Raw genomic sequence first — 17,377 nt, forward strand, 5'->3', positions numbered from 1 at the left:
GCTCTGCGCCTGATGCAGCAATCGCACGAACCGGCAGCATTGGTCGAAATGACCGCCTTCGCGGCAATCGCCGAAGCACGCTCCTTCACCAAGGCGGCTGCTCGCATCGGCCGCGACGCGACGATCCTGTCGCGGCGCCTTGCCTCGCTGGAAGAGCGGTTGGGCGTGCGCCTGCTGCACCGGACGACGCGAAGCGTGTCGCTGACCGAGGCGGGTTCGGAATTTCTCGTCCGGGTCCGCGCCATCCTGGCTGCGGTCGACGAGGCCGAGGCTGCCGCGTCGGCGCATGCCGGCGGCGGACCGCGCGGCGTGCTGCGGCTGGCGCTGCCCGGCTCGTTCGGGCGCATGTGGATCGGCCCGCTGCTGCCGCAGTTTCTCGCCGAATTTCCCGACGTTCGTATCGAGGCCGAGTTCTCCAACCACTTCGTCGATCTCGTCGCCGAGAATTTCGATGTCGCCGTGCGTCTCGGCGCGCTGGAGGATTCGCGGCTGGTGGCGCGTAAGGTCGCTACACGGCGGCGGCTGCTGTGCGCCGCGCCGTCCTACCTCGCCCGCCGGGGCACACCGACTGCGCCGGAGGCGCTGCTGGAACACAGCTGCCTGGGCTTCTCGGGTTTCCAGACCTTTCCGGCCTGGGAGATGACAGGCAGCACGGGTCGCCGCGTCAGTATCGAGGTCTCCGGGCCGCTGGTCACCGACGATGCCGAGGTGCTGGTCGAAGCCGCCGTGCAAGGCGTCGGACTGATGATGAGCACGGATTGGCTGGTCGGACGCGAACTCGCCGACGGCCGGCTGGTGCCAGTGCTGGAGGACTGGACACTCGCCGATGAAGGCGCCGTCTATGTCGTCATGCCTTCGGCCAAGGGGCAAGCCGCCAAGACACGTGCCTTCGCCGACTGGATCGGCAAACGCTTTGCGCCGGTCCCGCCGTGGCGGAGGTGAGGGTGGGTCGCGGCGCGTGGAGCGTCAGCGCCGTCTCTCGTAGAGGAAGGCGTCGGCGATCTATGTGAGACGACCCCTCTGGCCGCTTCGCGGCCATCTCCCCCTCGAGGGGGGAGATTACGCGCTCAGCCGCCTCCGCCTCCACCACCCTGCTTGATGAAATGACCGAGCAGATCCATCGGCACCGGAAACACGACCGTCGACGAGCGCTCACCGGCGATGTCATGGAGAGCCTCGAAATAGCGTAGCTGCATGGCCTGCGGTGCTTCGGCCAGCATCTTGCCGGCCTCGACGAGCTTTGCCGCCGCCTGCTGTTCGCCGTCGGCATTGATCACTTTCGCACGCCGCAGCCGTTCCGCCTCGGCCTGCTTGGCGATGGCGCGGACCATGTTCTCGTTGAGGTCGACATGCTTGATCTCGACATCGGAGACCTTGATGCCCCAGGCATCGGTGCGCTGGTCGAGAATCTCCTGGATATCGCTGTTGAGCTTGTCACGTTCGGCCAGCATTTCATCGAGCTCATGCTTGCCGAGCACCGACCGCAACGTGGTCTGTGCCAGCTGGTTGGTGGCGGTCATGAAGTCTTCAACCTGGATCACCGCCCGCTCGGCGTCGACGATACGAAAATACAGCACCGCGTTGACCTTCACCGAGACGTTGTCGCGCGAGATCACGTCCTGCGGCGGGACGTCCTGGACCACCACTCGCAGGTCGACCTTCACCATCTGCTGCACGAAGGGGATGAGGATGATAAGGCCGGGGCCCTTGACCCCGGTGAAGCGGCCGAGCGTGAAGACCACGCCGCGCTCATATTCCCGCAGGATGCGAATGGCCGCGGATAGGAACATGACCACGACGAGCGCTGCTGCCAGATAGGCCACATAACCGATGATCATTGCCTTGCTCCATCGCTTCTCACATTGCGGCGCCGTATCGTCAGCACAAGATCCCTGACATCGGCCACCTCGACGCTGTCGCCCACTGCAAGCGGTTCGTCGGCTTTTGCCCGCCAGCGCTCGCCCCGGGCGAGCACGTGGCCCTCGCTGCCCTGCCAGTCGAGGACCTCCGCCGGCAGCCCCTGCATGGCCTGTGCGCCAACACGCGGAACGTTCTTGCGGGCCGCCCACAGATAGCTGCCGGTCAACAGCGCCAGGCCGAGCGTCAGGACGGCGGCGGTGCCGATAACGGCCCACGACATCTCGAAGCCGGGCCCCTCGATCCTGAGCAACATTGCAGCGCCCAGCAGAAACGCAGCCACGCCTCCCAGCCCAAGGACCACAGTCGGGTTCAAGGCTTCGACGACCAGGAAGATGATGCCAAGCAGCATCAAGGCAAGGCCGGCATAGCTGATCGGCAGGAGATTGAGCGCATAGAGTCCGAGCAGAAGGCAAATCGTGCCGATCACGCCGGGCGCGACCGCGCCCGGGCTCGTGAATTCGAAGACGAGGCCATAGACGCCGACCAGCATCAGGATGACGGCGATGTTCGGGTCCGTGATCACGGCGAGAAGCCGGATGAGCCAGCCTGGCTCGAGCGTTTCGACCGGCAGTCCTTTCGTCGCCATTGCCTCTTTTTTGCCGACGATCTCGACTGTCCGGCCGTCGGCCAGTTGAAGCAGTTCGGTGGTGTCGCGGGCGACGAAGTCGATGACATGCTGCTGCAGCGCCGCGCCGGCCGACAGGCTGGCCGCCTCGCGCACGGCCTTTTCTCCCCATTCGGCATTGCGCCCGCGCAATTCAGCCAGGCTGCGGATCAGGGCAACGGCATCGTTCGTCGCCTTGGCGATCATCGCATCGCCCGCGGGTGCGTTCTTCTTGTCCTTGTCCGCCTCCGGGCCATCGTTCTTGCCGCCGGGAAACGATGGCAGCGGCCCGCCCATCTCGATCGGCGTTGCCGCGCCCAGATTGGTGCCGGGCGCCATCGCCGCCAGATGGGTGGCGTAGAGGATGTAGGTTCCGGCGCTCGCCGCGTGCCCGCCGGCGGGCGCGACATAGCCGATGACGGGAACCGGCGAGGCGAGAATGCCGGCGATCATCTCGCGCATGCTGGTGACCAGCCCGCCGGGCGTGTCCATCTGCAGGATGAGAGCCTGGGCATTTCGGTCCGCGGCCACCGCCAGTGCTTCCTCGAGCTGCCTGGCACTCGCCGGACCGATGGCGCCGTCTATCTCGACGCGCAACACAATTTTCTCCCGGCCGTCCGCCTCTCCGGTTGCGGAAGAGGGACAAACGGCCGCAACAGCCACGAAAGCCGCGGCAAGCAGGACCGCACGCGCGAGTTTCACGCTCAAAGCTCCACATCTAGGAATATGGGCTGGATTTTGCCGAAATCCATGACGCGGCGCGCGGCGGGTGACGCATCGCACGGTCCTACTGGATGTCGGCCTGCTCAGCGGCGGCTACGGCACCGTAGAAGCTCCGCCAATCGGGCACGTTCCGCGTCTATGAAGATCCCGACGACATGCTGCGCCATGTCGACGAAGTCGGCGGCCGCACATGAAGGCGACCGGCGGGCTGTCGCCGTCATTCGATCACACCTATGTTTTGCGCATTGGAGCCATCTCTGGCGGGCTTCTATTGCGCGGCGTCCTCCTGGATTGTCTGTTCCTGGATTCGGGCGGGTGCCCCGAGACACTGATCGTAGCCGATGGTGCAATTATTCAGACATTCGTTGCGCCCCTGGATGGATTTGACGCTGTTGTAGTCGATCGGCACAGCCTGGCATTTCTTCTGGCACGCCTGGTCCTTCTCGGCGCAATTCGTGCCGTGGCCCTTAGGGTACTTCTTCGTGGTCGCTTCAGCGTTCAATGGCAAGACGGCCAGCAGCGCCAGCAGCGCCAGCAGCGTCGGTATCAGTCGGAGCATACGCATGGATCCTCCCTTGCGCGTTAGACCTCTGCACTTGGAGGCAATGTTAGCGCGCCGCTTCCGTTGGCCGCATCACCCGTGCGGGGGATGGATGGCAGCGGGGCCGCCGCTAGCCCAGGCAATTTCCCCGTGATCGGTTCTGATCGTCATCGCTCCGGCCGGCAGCCGATCACAAAACGCGACGACGTTCAGGCAATCATATCGCGCGCTGGGCACGATCAGACCGTCATAATCGAGGAAATGCGCGGCCTCGCCGATGTCTTGCGACCTCGGATATTCGGCGTGCTTTTCCTGATACGAAAGCTGCCCGTAGCGCGCGGTGTCGAGGCCAAGGGTCTGCAAGGCTGCCAGGTCGAGCAGTCTGAGCGTCCGGTCCAAAGCAAGATCGATCTCGAAGAGATTGTATCTGACGCGCGAAGGGATCACTGGCTGCCCCCGCGTCAGGTGGAATCTCATCTCGCTCAAGGCACCTTCGCGCTCTTGCGAGGTGTAGAGCACGTCGAACGTTCCATCGTCCCAACGGCCGCCGGAGCTCGAGCACTGGATCGGGCTGCGGCCCTGGCGCACCACACGCCAAACCGTCCCGGAGTATTCGACCGGAACCATTTCCTCGATAGCATCGATGAGCCGACTGTCTCGTCTCATCCGCCCGGCGATCGCCAATTACAGAAAGACCTCGTTCTCAAGCCGGTCGATGACTTTGAGCACGTCGAGGGCGCGGTCGTCGTGAATGAGATCTATCGCCCTTTCACCGTTCAATTGCGGGTGGCGAGCGTAAAGCCAGGTGCGGATATCGCTTGGCTCGTAGAATTCCTGCAGTCGGCCGACGATATAGTGCAGGTCCGACAGAATGAGCTCGCTGCGCGGCTGGGGCTTGATGTCGCCGGCCTTCCACCTCGAAACCGTGGCCTTGGACACGTCGGTGATGTTTGCAATATCGGTTCCCTTGAGGCCGCCAAACGTACCCAATTCGTCCAGGAATCTGGGAACCGCCCGCAACGCAGTAGCCATGTTTTCTCTCCGGCTTCCAAGCCAGCTTCGCCCATGCGTGTCAGCCCTGACACTTTGACTGCATCGGCGCATTTCAGTTTCACAAATGGAAAATATGAAACAGAGATGCAAATGTCAATTGCCGCTTCGGTTCAAGGGGCCTCCAGTGCCTGGTCGCTCAGGCCTGAAGCAGCGCCAGCTCTTCGGCGCTCAGATGGCGTGCCTTGCCCTTGGCAAGGTCGCCGAGTTGCAGAGATCCGATCGCGATCCGTACCAGGCGCAGCACCTCGATATCGTGGGTGGCGAGCAGCCGGCGGATGTGGCGGTTGCCGCCCTCGTCGAGCACGATCTCCAGCCAGGCGGTGCTGGTGCCGCTTCCACTCGATCGAAAATCAATCGCCTGAATTGCTACAGCGCCCTGGTGTCGCCGGTAATGCCACGGGACAATTTGTTTTGTATAGTCCTTGATGCCACGTGGCCGACGATGGTTCGATGACTTGGGAAGGGAAGATCATGCGAAGCGGATTGGCGAAATTCGTCGTGGCGGGTTGCGTCGCCGCTCAGGTCGTCCTGCAAGCGGCGCAGCCGGCGTTTGCCGCGCCGTGCGGCTGGACGGCGAAACTGGAGGAAGAGGAGGGCGGCAAAGTGCTGATGGCGTCGGTCTGCGGCGGATCGAATGGCGGCGCCCAGCTGACGCTGGCCTGTTTCGGCAAGCCGACGCTGAGCTATGATTTGGGCGACAGCGGTCCGCAACTGGAACCCGGCATCGCTTCGTTCGCGTTCAAGGCCGGCGGCAAGGCGGTGACCAAGACGCTTCAACTCGAAGAAATGTACAACACCTTCACCGTGGAATTGAGCAGCACCGACCCGCTGTTGGCCCTGCTGCGCTCCAAGGGCGAGGTCACGGTCGCCTCGGGCAAATATGGCGAGAACAGCTTTCCGCTTGCCGGCTCATCCGCCGCCATCGGCAAGGTGCTGGCCCAGTGCGGCAAAGCCAAGGCTTCTTCCGACAATGACAACTGATGAACCCCTTACATTTCAATTTGAATCGCGCGAGACGTTGGTTGCGAAGATAGAGCGTGATCCCGCTAACCTCGATCCCTGGACAGGGCTTGTCGAACTGGAGGCCGAGGAAAGCAGCCTGGACACCGCGGTGTCGGTTCTCTTGCGGGCAATTGATGCTGTATCCGACAGGGAACAGCTTTGGCGATTTGTCGACAATTTTGTCTGGTTTTGCGGAGTTGCCGAAGGGCCGACTATGGCTTTGAGCGAAGCGAGCGTCCATGCCTTCTACGAGCGGTGGAAAATCGATACGCACCGTAGCGCGCAGACGAGCCTTTTCTTCGCTCAGCAGTTCAAGAAGCTCAATCTCCCTGACTTATGTGCCGAGAACGTTACGCGCGCAGAGGGCGAGGTGCACACCGGGCGGGACTATATCCTGCTTGCCTTGTTCCTGCGCGACAAAATGGAAACGCCGCAGCTGGCTTTGGCCGCCTTGCAACGGGGAATAGCCGCGCACCCGCGCAACGCGATCATCTGGGATTGCGTTGCCGACACACACCGCCTTGGGAACTCGGCGTGGGAGATCGCGGAATCCACCTATCAGTCATTCAAGCAATGCCGCCTCGATGCAACCACAGAAGATGCCTGCGTCGCCTGGGCATCGTTTGGGCTAATGCTCGATGAAATCGGCAACTATTTGTCGGCTGAAAAGGCCTATCGCCGGGCAATAGAAATCGATCCACGCTACCGCTGGGCGACAGGGAAGTTGTCGGGACTGCTCCGTCGCCGGTTCGCCCGCTACCATGAAGCTGAGAAACTTGCGCTGCGGTGCGTTGAAATCGATCCGGAGCACGCATGGTCGTGGTTCAATCTCGGCTTTGTTTATCATCATCATCTGGCCCGTTTCGCCGACGCCAAAAAGGCGTATCAGCGCGCGATCAAACTCAAGCCGGACTATGTTAAGGTGTGGGAGAATCTGGCCGCTCTGATGGCGTTCGAAACAGACGCGCCCATAGAGGCTCAAAAGGCGTTCGACAAGGTGTTCGGACTCTCGGGTGTTTCAGCTTGGACCTATAATCAATACGGTATTTTTCTTCGCGAATTGACAGACCGGTACGACGAGTCAGAAAAGGCCTTGCTGCACGCAATTGAAATGGAGCCAGCAGACTGGTGCCATCGGTTGGCGTTGGCGGTTCTGTATGAGAAGCGCTTGCTGCGGTTCGAGGAGGCTCGCAAATTTCTGCTCGAAGCAAAGGAGTGTGGCGCTCCGATTGACAATATCGATTATCGCTTGGCCTTGATTGCACAACGCCGTCGCCCTCTGAAGGTAGTCAAGTAAAGGAACGGCCGTGAAACGTTTGGTGTGGTCGATTTTTGCCATCCTATTTTCGACATGGGCTCACGCCCATGTTCCACCAACAGGCTCGGCTTATGCGAAGGATTTGTTCGCCAAGTTGGATGAACTTTTGCAGCAGCGCCGGATTGAAGGCAAATTGCCAAATCTTGAAGATCCAACGGACCGGGATCTACTGCACAAGATTTGGGACGGCGGGGCTTTGATAGGTTCGCCGCCATACGATGAGGGCGACCTGGTAGCACTGTCTTTCGTAATGGACAGAAGTCGGTCGCTACTCGCGCTCTATAGCCAAAATAGCTCATTGCCTCTGCAGGATGAAGCTACGCAGACATTCGCGCTTTTGATTCGGGCTGCTGCCGCTTCGCAGATAGCTTTCAATGATTTCCTAGCGCACCAACCTAACGCTGCCGAAATGTTGCGCCCCAACGGAGCCAAAGCTCGAGGAGGCATAGAGAAAATGTTTCGTGGCGCCTCGATTTTTCTGGCTGACCCGGCTCTGAAGGAGGGAAACAAGATAGTTCTTGTTGAATCGCTGAGAGCAGATGGTCCCTATCTCGCGCAGAGCATCTCTCCAGACCATCGCCAGGCCCTGATCGATTTGTTTGTCCCGTTGGTTGGCCAGCTTCCCATGCCTGCCCAAGAATCGCTCAAGATTTTTATGCAGGAAATCAACGCCGCCGGCTGCGATCTGTGGTGTGCTGACGGAATGTAATACCGATAGACATTGATATCGGTCGAACCCGTGTGAGCGGTCGGTCAGGAATATCCGCCAGGAGTCGAAAGCGACTCTTGTCCGCCCGCGCTGCTTGCTGCGTCACGTGGGCTTCGACTGGCAGCTGCCTGACTATCGAGTCGCCGCCAGCCGGCTAGGCCTGAAGCATCGCCAGCTCTTCCGCGCTCAGATGGCGTGCCTTGCCTTTGGCAAGCTCCCCGAGCTGCAATTGGCCGATCGCCACCCGCACCAGGCGCAGCACCTCGACATCGTGGGCGGCGAGCAGCCGGCGGATATGGCGGTTGCGGCCCTCGTCGAGCACGATCTCCAGCCAGGCGGTGCTGGTGCCGCCGCGCAGCAATTCGATCGAGCGGGCCGTCAGCAATTCGCCGTCGACTGTCGCGCCGGCGCGCAACCGCGCCAGCATGGCCTCGTCGGGCAGCGCGCCGATCTGCACGTGATAGGTCTTGGCGACATGCGAGGCGGGATCGAGCAGGCGCTGCGCGAAGCGCGTGTCGTTAGTGATCAACAGCAGGCCTTCGCTGGCCTTGTCGAGGCGGCCGACCGGCGAGACGAAAGGCAGGTCGAGCCCTGCCAGGCAATCATAGACGGTGCCGCGGTCCTGCGGGTCGTCGCGAGTGGTGACCAGCCCGCGCGGCTTGTTGAGCATCAGATAGACCTTGCGCTCGGCGGCGACGCGGCGGCCGTCGACCTCGATGCGGTCGCGGCCGGGATCGACGCGCATCGAGCCGTTGCGCACGATCTTGCCGGCAACCCGCACGCGCCCCTCGGCAACCAGAAGCTCGGCCTGCTTGCGCGAGCACAGGCCAAGCTTCGACAGCGCGCGACAGAGGCTGACGCCGGGAGGCTGGGCCCGGGGGGCAGGGCGTTGCCGGGCAATGTTCGGTCGCGGCGACATGATGTTGCCTGTGGATTCTTGTATACGAGCATCCCACTATAGCCGGCCGCCGGCTATGTCCACGGAAGGGAACTGCATATCGTTTGAGTCGTGCGCAGCGGCTGCGAGGACTTGCATGAAAACAGCCATTCGCCTTTGCCTGCTGCTCGCCTTCCTGCCGACATCGCCGGCGCATGCCGGCTGGCAGGCGGTCGAGAAGGTCGAGACCTATGCCATCTCAGGGCAATCCGGGCCGGAGCTCTACGCCTCGATCGGCGGGCGCGGGCCGCTGCTCGGCGAACGCCGCGTCATCGCGCATACCAATTTCAAGCTGACCTGGGTGAGGGACTACCAGCCGCAAGGCGACGCCTGCGTGCTGGTGTCGGCGCAGCCGAAGCTGATCATCACCTACACCTTGCCGAAGCCGGCCGCGCGGCTGCCGGGCGCAATCCAGAAGAACTGGGAGGTTTTCGCAGCTGGCCTCGCCGCCCACGAGAAGGTGCACGGCGCCAGCATCGTCGACATGGTGCACAAGATCGAGGCGGCCACCATTGGCCTGACCGTCGCCGATGACCGTGGCTGCAGCAAGATCAGGATCGAAGTGACGAGACGGCTCGCCGGAATCTCGCAGGCACAACGGCAGGCGAGCCGCGATTTCGACCGGGTCGAATTCGGCCCGGGCGGCAAGTTGCGGCAGCTTGTGTTCACGCTGATGATCGGCGGATGATGCTGCAGGGCTGCGGGGGCGGCGCAGGGTACCACCTTTGCGGCCCTCACGCCTGCTCGGTCGGATAGAGCGTCAGGATGTTGACGTTGACCCGTGGCGGCTGGCTCACCGCATAAAGGATGGCGGCGGCGATGTCCTCGCTTTCCAGCTGCTCCATGTCGCCCAGCCTTTGCTCGACCGCCTGGCGCACATCGGCGCGCATATTCTGGGTGAACTCGGTCTTGACGGCGCCGGGCTCGATGCAGGTGACGCGGATGCCATCTTTGCCGATCTCGCGACGCAGCGATTCCGCCATCGCGCTCACCGCGTGCTTGGTGCCGGAATAGACCACCGAAGGGTGGATGTAACGGCCGGTGCCGGACGAGACCACGACGATGTGGCCGGCGCCTTGCCGCTGCATCGACGGCAGTGCTGCATGGATCGGATAAAGCAGGCCCAGGATGTTGACGTCGACCATCCGGCGGTATTCTTCCGGCGTCGTGTTGCGGAACGGCGCGGCGACGCCGACGCCGGCAACCGCAAGCAGCATGTCGAGCCGGCCGTACTCCTGCTGGACCCGCTCGACCATCGCCGTGGCTTGCGTTTCGTCGGTGACGTCGACGGCAATCGGCAGTGCCGCGCTGCCGGTTTCACGGATCCGCCTCGCCAGGCCGTCCAGGCGCTCGGCGCGCCGCGCGGCAATCACCAGCGTGGCGCCCTCGGCCGCCAGCGCCAAGGCGGTGGCCTCGCCGATGCCGGAAGAGGCGCCCGTCACCAAGGCGATCTTGCCGCTCAGTTTTCCTGCGTGCATGTTTTCTCTCCTGACGCTTTGGACACGCCGTGAAGCTAGGGCGCAGGCTTTCTGGAACAATGCTGATCGAAAACCGAATCCACTGTTAGGTTTTGGCCCCAGCAAGCCCACGTCTGCGCACGAACGGGCCTTGACGCGACCGGAGCTGTTGCGTCTTGATACCGGGGCTGCGGGGCTTCACATGAAAACAGCTGATCGACTACGTCTGCGGGTGGCTTGTTTGCATGCGACGCGCTTGCATGCACTCTCGCGACCGAGCGCAAGATGAAGGTCCTCGTCGTTTATTGCCATCCCTGCACCGACAGCTTCAACGGCGCCGTGCGCGACACGGTGCTGGAGACGCTTGCCGAAAGCGGCCATCAGGTCCACCTGCTCGACCTTTATGCGACCGGCTTCGATCCAGTCATGCGCACGCGGGAATGGCGCGGTTACCACGACAAGGCGGCGAACCTGCAACCGGTGCACGAACATGCGCAGGAGCTGCTCTGGGCGGAGGCGGTCGTCTTCATCTATCCGACCTGGTGGTATGGCCTTCCGGCGATGCTGAAAGGCTGGCTGGAGCGTGTGCTGGTGCCGGGCTTCGCTTTCGAGATGCCGACGGAACGACGCGGCCCGCGGCCCAAATTGCGGCACATACGCCGGGTGATCGCAATGACCACATGTGGCGCCACGCCGCTGATGTCGTGGATCATGGGACAGCCCGGCCGGCGGACCCTGCTGCGCGGCTTCCGCTCCGTCTGCCATCCGCTGTGCCGGACCAAATTCCTGGCGCTCTACCGGATGGACAGCGTCTCGGCCGCAGGACGCCAGGCGCATTTGCAGCGGGTCAGAAAAGCGGTTGCCGGCCTTGGTCGCGCTGATGCGGTCGCCGCCACAGTGCCTGGCTGATCAGCCGGGGTGGGCCGTCGCCGGCGCGGGGCAATCGCTTTGGACAGGCGATTGCGCCAGGTTGGTGTTGGAGACGGCCAATTATCGAAGTCGGCGCCGCCCCTCATCGCCCTGCCGGGCACTTCTCCCCGTATAGGGACGGGGAGAAGGGGCTGACCGCGGCCTCGGCGCCCTTCTCGCAATGCTGGCGATTGGCGAAAGCAGCGACGAGAGCACCCCTCTCCCCGTCACTATACGGGGAGAGGGTGCCGGCAGGCAGGTGAGGGGCAGCGCCAACGCTCAGAGCAGAGGGCGACTTCAAACCTCGAGCGATTGCATTGCGCCACCGACACCGCGCGTTGACTCTATTCCCCATTTCTGGAAATCTGGAAACATGGATAAGACGCTCGCCCTTTCGGCACTTGCCGCGCTCGGCCAGGAGACCCGGCTGGACGTTTTTCGCCTTTTGGTGCGGGCCGGCGCCGAGGGCGTGGCTGCGGGCGAGATCGCCTCACGGCTCGCCGCGTTCCCGAATACGATGTCGGCCCATCTCAAGATCCTGTCGCATGCCGGCCTGGTGCGGACCGAACGAGAGGGCCGCAGCGTGCGCTACTTCGCCGACATGACCAGGTTTCGCGATCTGCTGGCCTACCTCATGGAGGATTGCTGCAATGGCGCGCCGGAACTTTGCCAGCCTGTCATCCAGGCTGTGACCTGCAACTGCTAGGGGAGGTTCGTCTTGGCCAACCTCTCCCGCCGCCTTGTTGCCGAAGCCCTCGGCACGGCTCTTCTGGTCGCCACCGTGGTCGGTTCCGGTATCATGGCCGATAAGCTGACCGACGAGGTCGCACTCACCTTGCTCGGCAACACCTTGCCGACCGGGGCGATCCTGGTCGTGCTCATCACCATATTCGGACCGATATCCGGAGCGCACTTCAACCCGGCGGTGACGCTGGTATTCGCGCTTCGACGCGAGATCGAAACGAACGCAGCGCTGGCTTACGTCGCCGCCCAGATTGCCGGCGGCATCGCTGGAACGTTGCTCGCGCATGCGATGTTCGAACTGCCGATCCTGCAAGTGTCGGCGACGGTGCGGACCGGAAGCGGGCAATGGATTGCGGAGCTGGTCGCCGCATTCGGGCTGGTCTTCACCATCCTTGCCGGCCTGCGTTCCCGTCCGGATTCGATCCCCTGGCTGGTCGGGCTCTATATCACCGCCGCCTACTGGTTCACCGCATCGACATCCTTCGCCAATCCGGCCGTCGCCATCGCCCGTGCGTTCTCCAACACTTTTGCCGGGATCCGCCCCGCCGATCTGCCGGGCTTCATCGGCGCCGAACTTTTGGGCGCGTTGCTCGCCATGACATTGGCAGGGTGGCTGCTCGCCCAACCGAAACCAGCCGGACAGATGAAAGCTGCGCAATGACCATCACCATCTATCACAACCCCGATTGCGGCACCTCGCGCAACACGCTGGCCATGATCAGGCAGTCCGGCGAGGAGCCTGAGGTGGTCGAATATCTGAAAAATCCGCCGTCGCGCGAAAAGCTCGTCGAGCTGATCGCAGCGATGGGCATGACGCCGCGCCAATTGCTGCGCGAAAAGGGCACGCCCTATGCCGAACCTGGCCTGGGCGAGCCGCAGTGGAGCGACGACGAGATCCTCGATTTCATGCTGGCGCATCCGATCCTGATCAACCGGCCGATCGTGGTGACGCCGCTCGGCACCATGCTCGCCCGACCATCCGAAGCCGTGCTCGATATCCTGCCCAATCCGGATATCGGCCCGTTCACCAAGGAGGACGGCGAGGTGGTCATCGACGCCAGCGGCAAGCGCGTCGTCTAGATATCGCCTTATTTCGATCTTTGTCGAAATTCTCTTGACGTGCAGCGATTCTGGAAATAGCTTATTTCCATGAAACTCGAAAAAGCAGCCTCGCAACTTGAAGCCCTCGGCAGCCCGACGCGGTTGCAGCTCTATCGGACGCTGGTGCGGGCGGGCGATGAGGGGCTGCCGGTCGGACGCGTCCAGGACAGGCTCGGCATCGCCGCCTCGACGCTGTCGCATCACCTAAAGCGGCTGGTCGACACCGGCCTGGTGACACAGGAGCGCCAGGCGACGACGCTGATCTGCCGGGCCAACTATCCCGCCATGAACGGGCTCATCGGATACCTCGCAGACGAATGCTGCGCCGACGCCACCTGTGCGCCGGCATCGGCGGAAGCGACGGCCAAGACGGCGGCGTGATTTTTTTGGCAGTATAATTCGAAACTACCGGAAGGATAGAAGATATGGAGATGATCGAAAAGCTCCCCGTTGCGGTGATCGGCGCCGGGCCGGTCGGCCTGGCGGCAGCGGTCCACCTCATCGCGCGGGGCATTCCTGTCAAAGTCTACGAAGCCGGCAATGCGGTTGCATCCAATCTCAGGGATTGGGGCCATGTCCGGGTGTTCACGCCCTGGCGCTATTGCGTCGATCAGGTGGCTAGAAACCTGCTCGAGGTGCATGGCTGGCGGATGCCGGAGCCCGAGGCATTCCCGACCGCAAACGACCTCGTCGCGGATTATCTCGAGCCGCTGGCAAAGCTTCCGCAATTGTCGCCGTCGATCGAAACCGGCGCCCGCGTCGTTGGCATTTCGCGCTGGGGCGCCGACAAGGTCTCGAGCAAGGAACGCGAAACCCGGCCGTTCATGCTGGTGGTCGAAACCGCCAGCGGCACGCGGCGCGACAGCGCCCGCGCCGTCATAGATGCGTCGGGAACCTGGCAGATGCCGAACCCGCTCGGCGCCGGCGGAATTCATGCCGTAGGCGAAGCGCAATTTGCCGACCGCATAGCCTACGGCATCCCCGATATTCTCGGCCGCGACCGCAGCCTTTATGCGGGGAAGACGACGCTGGTCGCCGGCTCCGGCCATTCGGCCGCCAATGCCTTGCTGGATCTCGCCAGGCTGGCGGAGGTGGAGCCCGGCACGGCTTTCATCTGGACGACGCGCGGCACCGACCTGGTGCGCATCTATGGTGGCGGTGATGCCGACCAATTGCCGGCACGCGGCGAACTCGGCGCCGAAGTGCGCGAACTCGCCGAGAGCGGCGGCGTCAGGCTGGTGACGGGCTTTGCGGCTGTTTCGATCCGCGATGCCAACGGCCGGCTGGTCGTCGAAGGCCAGACCAGGGACGGTTTGCAGGCGCTTGGCCCGGTCGACCGCATCATCGCCGCGACCGGACAACGCCCGGATCTGTCGCTGACCCGTGAGCTTCGGCTCGAGCTCGATCCATGGCTGGAAAGCGTCAAGGCACTGGGACCGTTGATCGATCCCAACGAGCACTCCTGCGGCGACGTGCCGCCGCACGGCCACCGTGAGCTCAGCCATCCCGAGCACGGGTTCTACACAGTCGGCATCAAGAGTTATGGCCGCGCGCCGACCTTCCTGCTGCTGACCGGTTATGAGCAGGTCCGCTCGGTCGCGGCGGCGATCGCCGGCGACATGGTGGCGGCCGACAATGTCCAGCTCGTGCTGCCCGAGACCGGCGTCTGCACCGTGCCGCGGATCGGCGTGGCCGACAAGGGGTGCTGCGGCGGTCCGGCGCCGGCAGCGGTGGATGCGTGCTGTGTCGCCGACGCCAAGGCGAAGGCGGTCGGCAAAGGCGGCTGTGGCTGCAGCGTCGCGGCATGAGTCTTTCGCCGCCTTCGCCGGCCATCCTGCGCAGCCGCGGCGCGATCATCACCGCGCTTGGCCTGACGCAGATCATGGCGTGGGGTTCTTCCTACTATCTTCCCGCGGTCATCGCGCCGGCAGTCTCCTCCGATACCGGCTGGCCGCTGGCATGGGTTGTCGGCGGCCTGTCCCTTGGCTTGCTTGTGGCCGGATTGATCTCTCCGCGCGTCGGGTCGTCGATCGAGCGGCGTGGCGGCCGCAATGTCCTGGCGTTCAGCGCTGGATGCATCGGGGTCGGCCAGGTTGGGCTGGCCGTTGCCCCCAACCTTGTGGCCTATATCGCTGCCTGGCTGATCGTCGGCCTGGGCATGGGGGCGGGGCTCTACGATGCCGCTTTCGCAACGCTTGGCCGCCACTATGGCCACGGCGCGCGCTCCGCCATCACCATGCTGACGCTGTTCGGCGGCCTTGCGAGCACCATCTGCTGGCCGATCTCAGCCTTGCTGCTGGGGGAGGTCGGCTGGCGCGGCACCTGCCTGGTCTACGCCGCCTTTCAGCTGGCAATTGCGCTTCCGCTCTATCTGGTGATCCTGCCCCGGGAGCCGCCGCAACCGGCAGTCAAACCAGGATTGAAGGAGGCGGCACCCATTCTCGACAACCAAGCCGATCCGTCGATCGTGATCGTTCTGGCCGCGACCCTGACACTTGCGGCTGTGATCTCCTCGACGCTGTCGGTGCATCTGCTCACCATCCTGCAAGGCAGCGGCATGGCGCTTGCCGCAGCCGTCGGGCTCGGCGTGCTGGTTGGCCCGTCCCAGGTGGCGGCCCGCGCGATCGAGATGATGATCGCGCGCTACCACCATCCGATTTTCACCAAGTTTGCCTCGGTTACGTTTGTGGCGATCGGCGTTTCGACGCTCTGGGCCGGCATGCCGATCATCCCGCTGGCGCTCGGCTTCTACGGCGCGGGCATCGGCCTCGAATCCATCGCCCGGGGAACGCTGCCGCTCGCGCTGTTCGGCTCGAACGGCTATGCGAAGCTGATGGGCCGCCTCGCCATGCCGAGCCTGATCGCCCAGGCGGCGGCACCCTCGGCCGGCGCATTGCTGCTGGAGCGCTTCGGCCCGCACGGGACGTTGGCCGCGCTTTCCGGTCTGGCGCTGGCCAACGTCATCCTCGCATGCGGTTTGGGCTGGCGGATGCTCCGCCGGCGGCAATCGCAGGTTCAAACCCGATAGGATTTCGACCTGCGTTCAGCGCCTTCAACTGGAGAGCGGGAGATCTTCCAAGGGATCGACAAGGAAGGACGCGGCGATCAGATCGTCCGCATCGAGGCGCAGTGAGCCTTTGGCGCCGCCCATAATGGCCGCAACCTTTTGAAATGTCTTGATCTCATGCTCGGTAATCTGGGCACTTTGCATTCTGGATTTGAGGTCAGCGACGCGCAGCCCCAAACTGTGGGACATTCCGATTTTACGGTTCGACATGGTAAGATGCTCCTCCCCGGCCCATGTTTGTTTTGCCACCCGCCCTATTCGTATTTCCTCCGCCTGCCTAAATATGAGGCATCGCGATACAGCGCCCGAACGCCCGATGCAAGGGAAGGTTCCGGCGCGCAGAGGTCACGAAATAATAATACGAAGGAAGTACGGCCGATGGTCCGGCCGGAGGTAGGACTTAGGTACGACGCCCCGCCGGACAGAGGGCTCCGGTGCCTTATCGGCTGGCGAGGACCATGCGGTTGCCTTCGCTGTCGCGAAACTCCGCCACCGTGCGCCCCGGCTGCCACGGCGCCTCATGCGCTTCGGTGACGATCTCGACGCCGCCCGCTTTCATGGCTGCGATCATTGCCCCGACATTTTCGTCGACCAGCACCAATACCGGCTCCGCGCCGGGTGCGTCGTCGGCGCGCCTGACAAAATGCAGGTTCGTCACGGCATGCGGAAATGCCAGCTCGATCCAGCGCCAGCCGCCATCACCCATTTTCTGGTCGGCCATGACCTGGCAGGCGAGATGCCTGGTGTAGAACGCCTTGGCGCGGTCCTGCTCGAACACCGGAAGCTCGGCAAACTGGATATGCATGATCGTCTCTCCTGCTTGACGGCTGCCGCGCAGCCGCCCACGCGGGAAAGACGATGCGGGCAACCGAAAAGATTCTTCGGCAAGGAGAATCTTTTCAGCGCAGCCGGTCGTCCTTCGTTCATACCAACCAGTCAGGAGACGACGATGAACTACGCGCTCATTCGATACGGTGTGAAGCAAGCCGACCTGGAAGATAACCGCGTGCTGGTCGAAAAAGTATTTGAAGCGCTGGGCGAGGCGGCACCGCCGACGGTGTGTTATCTCGTGCTCGAGCTGGACGACGGCTCGTTCGTCCACATCGTCGGCCAGGACGGCGATTCGTCGGCGCTGACCGGGCTTGCGGCCTTCAAGGCGTTTACGGAAAACCACGCCGAGCGCCGTTCGACCCCGGCATTGCGATCGCCTGTCAAAGTCATCGGCAATTACCGTATGCTGGCGGATCAGAAAGCCGGGTAGCGCCTGCCATGCCGCTCGCGCAGAAATGGGA

The 17,377-nt window shown here is 63.3% G+C and carries 22 protein-coding genes and 2 pseudogenes; 14 read left to right on the top strand and 10 right to left on the bottom strand.

Translation table 11 applies throughout. The features are described 5' to 3' along the window. Positions 1-12 precede the first annotated feature (12 nt). Positions 13-942 carry a LysR family transcriptional regulator gene (locus tag NKJ32_RS10065; RefSeq protein ID WP_352569155.1) on the top strand — a complete coding sequence of 310 codons (930 nt, stop codon included), beginning with the start codon at positions 13-15 and terminating at the stop codon, positions 940-942. Positions 943-1,067: 125 nt separating this feature from the next. Here the strand turns inward: NKJ32_RS10065 and NKJ32_RS10070 are convergent, their stop codons facing one another. Together NKJ32_RS10070 and NKJ32_RS10075 are read right to left on the bottom strand one after the other, a co-directional pair. Next, the gene (locus NKJ32_RS10070; RefSeq protein ID WP_023680344.1) at positions 1,068-1,838 is read right to left on the bottom strand and encodes a slipin family protein; all 771 of its coding nucleotides are present in this window, start codon (positions 1,836-1,838) and stop codon (positions 1,068-1,070) included. Then, positions 1,835-3,226, bottom strand: coding sequence for an NfeD family protein (locus tag NKJ32_RS10075; RefSeq protein WP_352451433.1), 1,392 nt, complete (start codon positions 3,224-3,226; stop codon positions 1,835-1,837). The genes NKJ32_RS10070 and NKJ32_RS10075 overlap by 4 nt, the downstream gene beginning before the upstream one ends. Before the next feature lie 88 nt (positions 3,227-3,314). Between NKJ32_RS10075 and NKJ32_RS10080 the strand changes: the two are divergent. Beyond that, positions 3,315-3,441, top strand: a pseudogene (locus NKJ32_RS10080) (HAD family hydrolase); the annotation flags it as partial. A gap of 74 nt (positions 3,442-3,515) precedes the next feature. Here NKJ32_RS10080 and NKJ32_RS10085 read toward each other — a convergent pair. The 4 genes and pseudogenes from NKJ32_RS10085 to NKJ32_RS10100 all read right to left on the bottom strand — a co-directional run. Further along, positions 3,516-3,812, bottom strand: coding sequence for a hypothetical protein (locus NKJ32_RS10085; protein WP_352827477.1), 297 nt, complete (start codon positions 3,810-3,812; stop codon positions 3,516-3,518). Between the two features lie 69 nt (positions 3,813-3,881). Next, positions 3,882-4,472 (bottom strand): RES family NAD+ phosphorylase, encoded by a 591-nt coding sequence (locus NKJ32_RS10090; protein ID WP_352579470.1) that lies wholly within the window; start codon positions 4,470-4,472, stop codon positions 3,882-3,884. Then, the gene (locus NKJ32_RS10095) at positions 4,473-4,820 is read right to left on the bottom strand and encodes an antitoxin Xre/MbcA/ParS toxin-binding domain-containing protein (RefSeq protein ID WP_254819704.1); all 348 of its coding nucleotides are present in this window, start codon (positions 4,818-4,820) and stop codon (positions 4,473-4,475) included. 157 nt (positions 4,821-4,977) lie between these two features. Then, a pseudogene (locus tag NKJ32_RS10100) lies at positions 4,978-5,172 on the bottom strand (pseudouridine synthase); the annotation flags it as partial. Positions 5,173-5,312: 140 nt separating this feature from the next. On the opposite strand from NKJ32_RS10100, the gene NKJ32_RS10105 reads away from it, so the two are divergent. The 3 genes from NKJ32_RS10105 to NKJ32_RS10115 are packed head-to-tail and all read left to right on the top strand — an operon-like array spanning position 5,313 to position 7,870. Beyond that, positions 5,313-5,822 carry a hypothetical protein gene (locus NKJ32_RS10105; RefSeq protein WP_245274855.1) on the top strand — a complete coding sequence of 170 codons (510 nt, stop codon included), beginning with the start codon at positions 5,313-5,315 and terminating at the stop codon, positions 5,820-5,822. Then, positions 5,812-7,140, top strand: coding sequence for a tetratricopeptide repeat protein (locus tag NKJ32_RS10110; RefSeq protein ID WP_023680353.1), 1,329 nt, complete (start codon positions 5,812-5,814; stop codon positions 7,138-7,140). Before NKJ32_RS10105 ends, NKJ32_RS10110 begins: the two co-directional genes overlap by 11 nt. Positions 7,141-7,150: 10 nt before the next feature. Further along, positions 7,151-7,870 carry a hypothetical protein gene (locus tag NKJ32_RS10115; RefSeq protein WP_156937484.1) on the top strand — a complete coding sequence of 240 codons (720 nt, stop codon included), beginning with the start codon at positions 7,151-7,153 and terminating at the stop codon, positions 7,868-7,870. 154 nt (positions 7,871-8,024) lie between these two features. On the opposite strand, the gene NKJ32_RS10120 is transcribed toward NKJ32_RS10115, so the two are convergent. Continuing rightward, positions 8,025-8,789, bottom strand: a complete 765-nt coding sequence (locus tag NKJ32_RS10120) for a pseudouridine synthase (RefSeq protein ID WP_352569158.1) — start codon at positions 8,787-8,789, stop codon at positions 8,025-8,027. 115 nt (positions 8,790-8,904) lie between these two features. On the opposite strand from NKJ32_RS10120, the gene NKJ32_RS10125 reads away from it, so the two are divergent. After that, positions 8,905-9,495: a DUF922 domain-containing Zn-dependent protease gene (locus NKJ32_RS10125; protein ID WP_352569159.1), complete on the top strand. Its 591-nt coding sequence runs from the start codon at positions 8,905-8,907 to the stop codon at positions 9,493-9,495. Between the two features lie 46 nt (positions 9,496-9,541). Here NKJ32_RS10125 and NKJ32_RS10130 read toward each other — a convergent pair whose 3' ends face one another. Next, the gene (locus tag NKJ32_RS10130) at positions 9,542-10,285 is read right to left on the bottom strand and encodes an SDR family oxidoreductase (RefSeq protein WP_352755593.1); all 744 of its coding nucleotides are present in this window, start codon (positions 10,283-10,285) and stop codon (positions 9,542-9,544) included. A gap of 264 nt (positions 10,286-10,549) precedes the next feature. On the opposite strand from NKJ32_RS10130, the gene NKJ32_RS10135 reads away from it, so the two are divergent. The 7 genes from NKJ32_RS10135 to NKJ32_RS10165 all read left to right on the top strand — a co-directional run bounded on the left by NKJ32_RS10135 (position 10,550) and on the right by NKJ32_RS10165 (position 16,046). After that, positions 10,550-11,173, top strand: a complete 624-nt coding sequence (locus tag NKJ32_RS10135; protein ID WP_352569161.1) for an NAD(P)H-dependent oxidoreductase — start codon at positions 10,550-10,552, stop codon at positions 11,171-11,173. A 373-nt stretch (positions 11,174-11,546) separates the two neighbouring features. Beyond that, positions 11,547-11,879 (top strand): ArsR/SmtB family transcription factor, encoded by a 333-nt coding sequence (locus NKJ32_RS10140; RefSeq protein WP_352457336.1) that lies wholly within the window; start codon positions 11,547-11,549, stop codon positions 11,877-11,879. Positions 11,880-11,891: 12 nt separating this feature from the next. Further along, positions 11,892-12,578: an aquaporin gene (locus NKJ32_RS10145; protein ID WP_352569163.1), complete on the top strand. Its 687-nt coding sequence runs from the start codon at positions 11,892-11,894 to the stop codon at positions 12,576-12,578. After that, entirely contained in the window at positions 12,575-12,997 is a 423-nt protein-coding gene (gene arsC, locus NKJ32_RS10150) for an arsenate reductase (glutaredoxin) (RefSeq protein ID WP_352457334.1), read from the top strand. Before NKJ32_RS10145 ends, arsC begins: the two co-directional genes overlap by 4 nt. Positions 12,998-13,066: 69 nt before the next feature. Then, a complete protein-coding gene (locus NKJ32_RS10155; protein ID WP_023680363.1) occupies positions 13,067-13,399 on the top strand; it encodes an ArsR/SmtB family transcription factor in 333 nt (110 codons plus the stop codon). 50 nt (positions 13,400-13,449) lie between these two features. Continuing rightward, on the top strand, positions 13,450-14,826 hold the full coding sequence (locus tag NKJ32_RS10160; protein ID WP_502896712.1) for an NAD(P)-binding domain-containing protein: 1,377 nt from the start codon (positions 13,450-13,452) through the stop codon (positions 14,824-14,826). Next, positions 14,823-16,046 (top strand): MFS transporter, encoded by a 1,224-nt coding sequence (locus tag NKJ32_RS10165; protein WP_352569165.1) that lies wholly within the window; start codon positions 14,823-14,825, stop codon positions 16,044-16,046. Before NKJ32_RS10160 ends, NKJ32_RS10165 begins: the two co-directional genes overlap by 4 nt. A 24-nt stretch (positions 16,047-16,070) precedes the next feature. On the opposite strand, the gene NKJ32_RS10170 is transcribed toward NKJ32_RS10165, so the two are convergent. Both NKJ32_RS10170 and NKJ32_RS10175 read right to left on the bottom strand, forming a co-directional pair. Next, positions 16,071-16,295, bottom strand: a complete 225-nt coding sequence (locus NKJ32_RS10170; protein WP_031213090.1) for a hypothetical protein — start codon at positions 16,293-16,295, stop codon at positions 16,071-16,073. 229 nt (positions 16,296-16,524) lie between these two features. Continuing rightward, a complete protein-coding gene (locus tag NKJ32_RS10175; protein ID WP_352569166.1) occupies positions 16,525-16,890 on the bottom strand; it encodes a VOC family protein in 366 nt (121 codons plus the stop codon). 144 nt (positions 16,891-17,034) lie between these two features. Here NKJ32_RS10175 and NKJ32_RS10180 point away from each other — a divergent pair, with 144 nt between their 5' ends. Continuing rightward, positions 17,035-17,346: a hypothetical protein gene (locus tag NKJ32_RS10180; protein ID WP_352569167.1), complete on the top strand. Its 312-nt coding sequence runs from the start codon at positions 17,035-17,037 to the stop codon at positions 17,344-17,346. Positions 17,347-17,377 lie beyond the last annotated feature (31 nt).

Source organism: Mesorhizobium sp. M0159 (assembly GCF_040322295.1).
Lineage (GTDB): Bacteria > Pseudomonadota > Alphaproteobacteria > Rhizobiales > Rhizobiaceae > Mesorhizobium.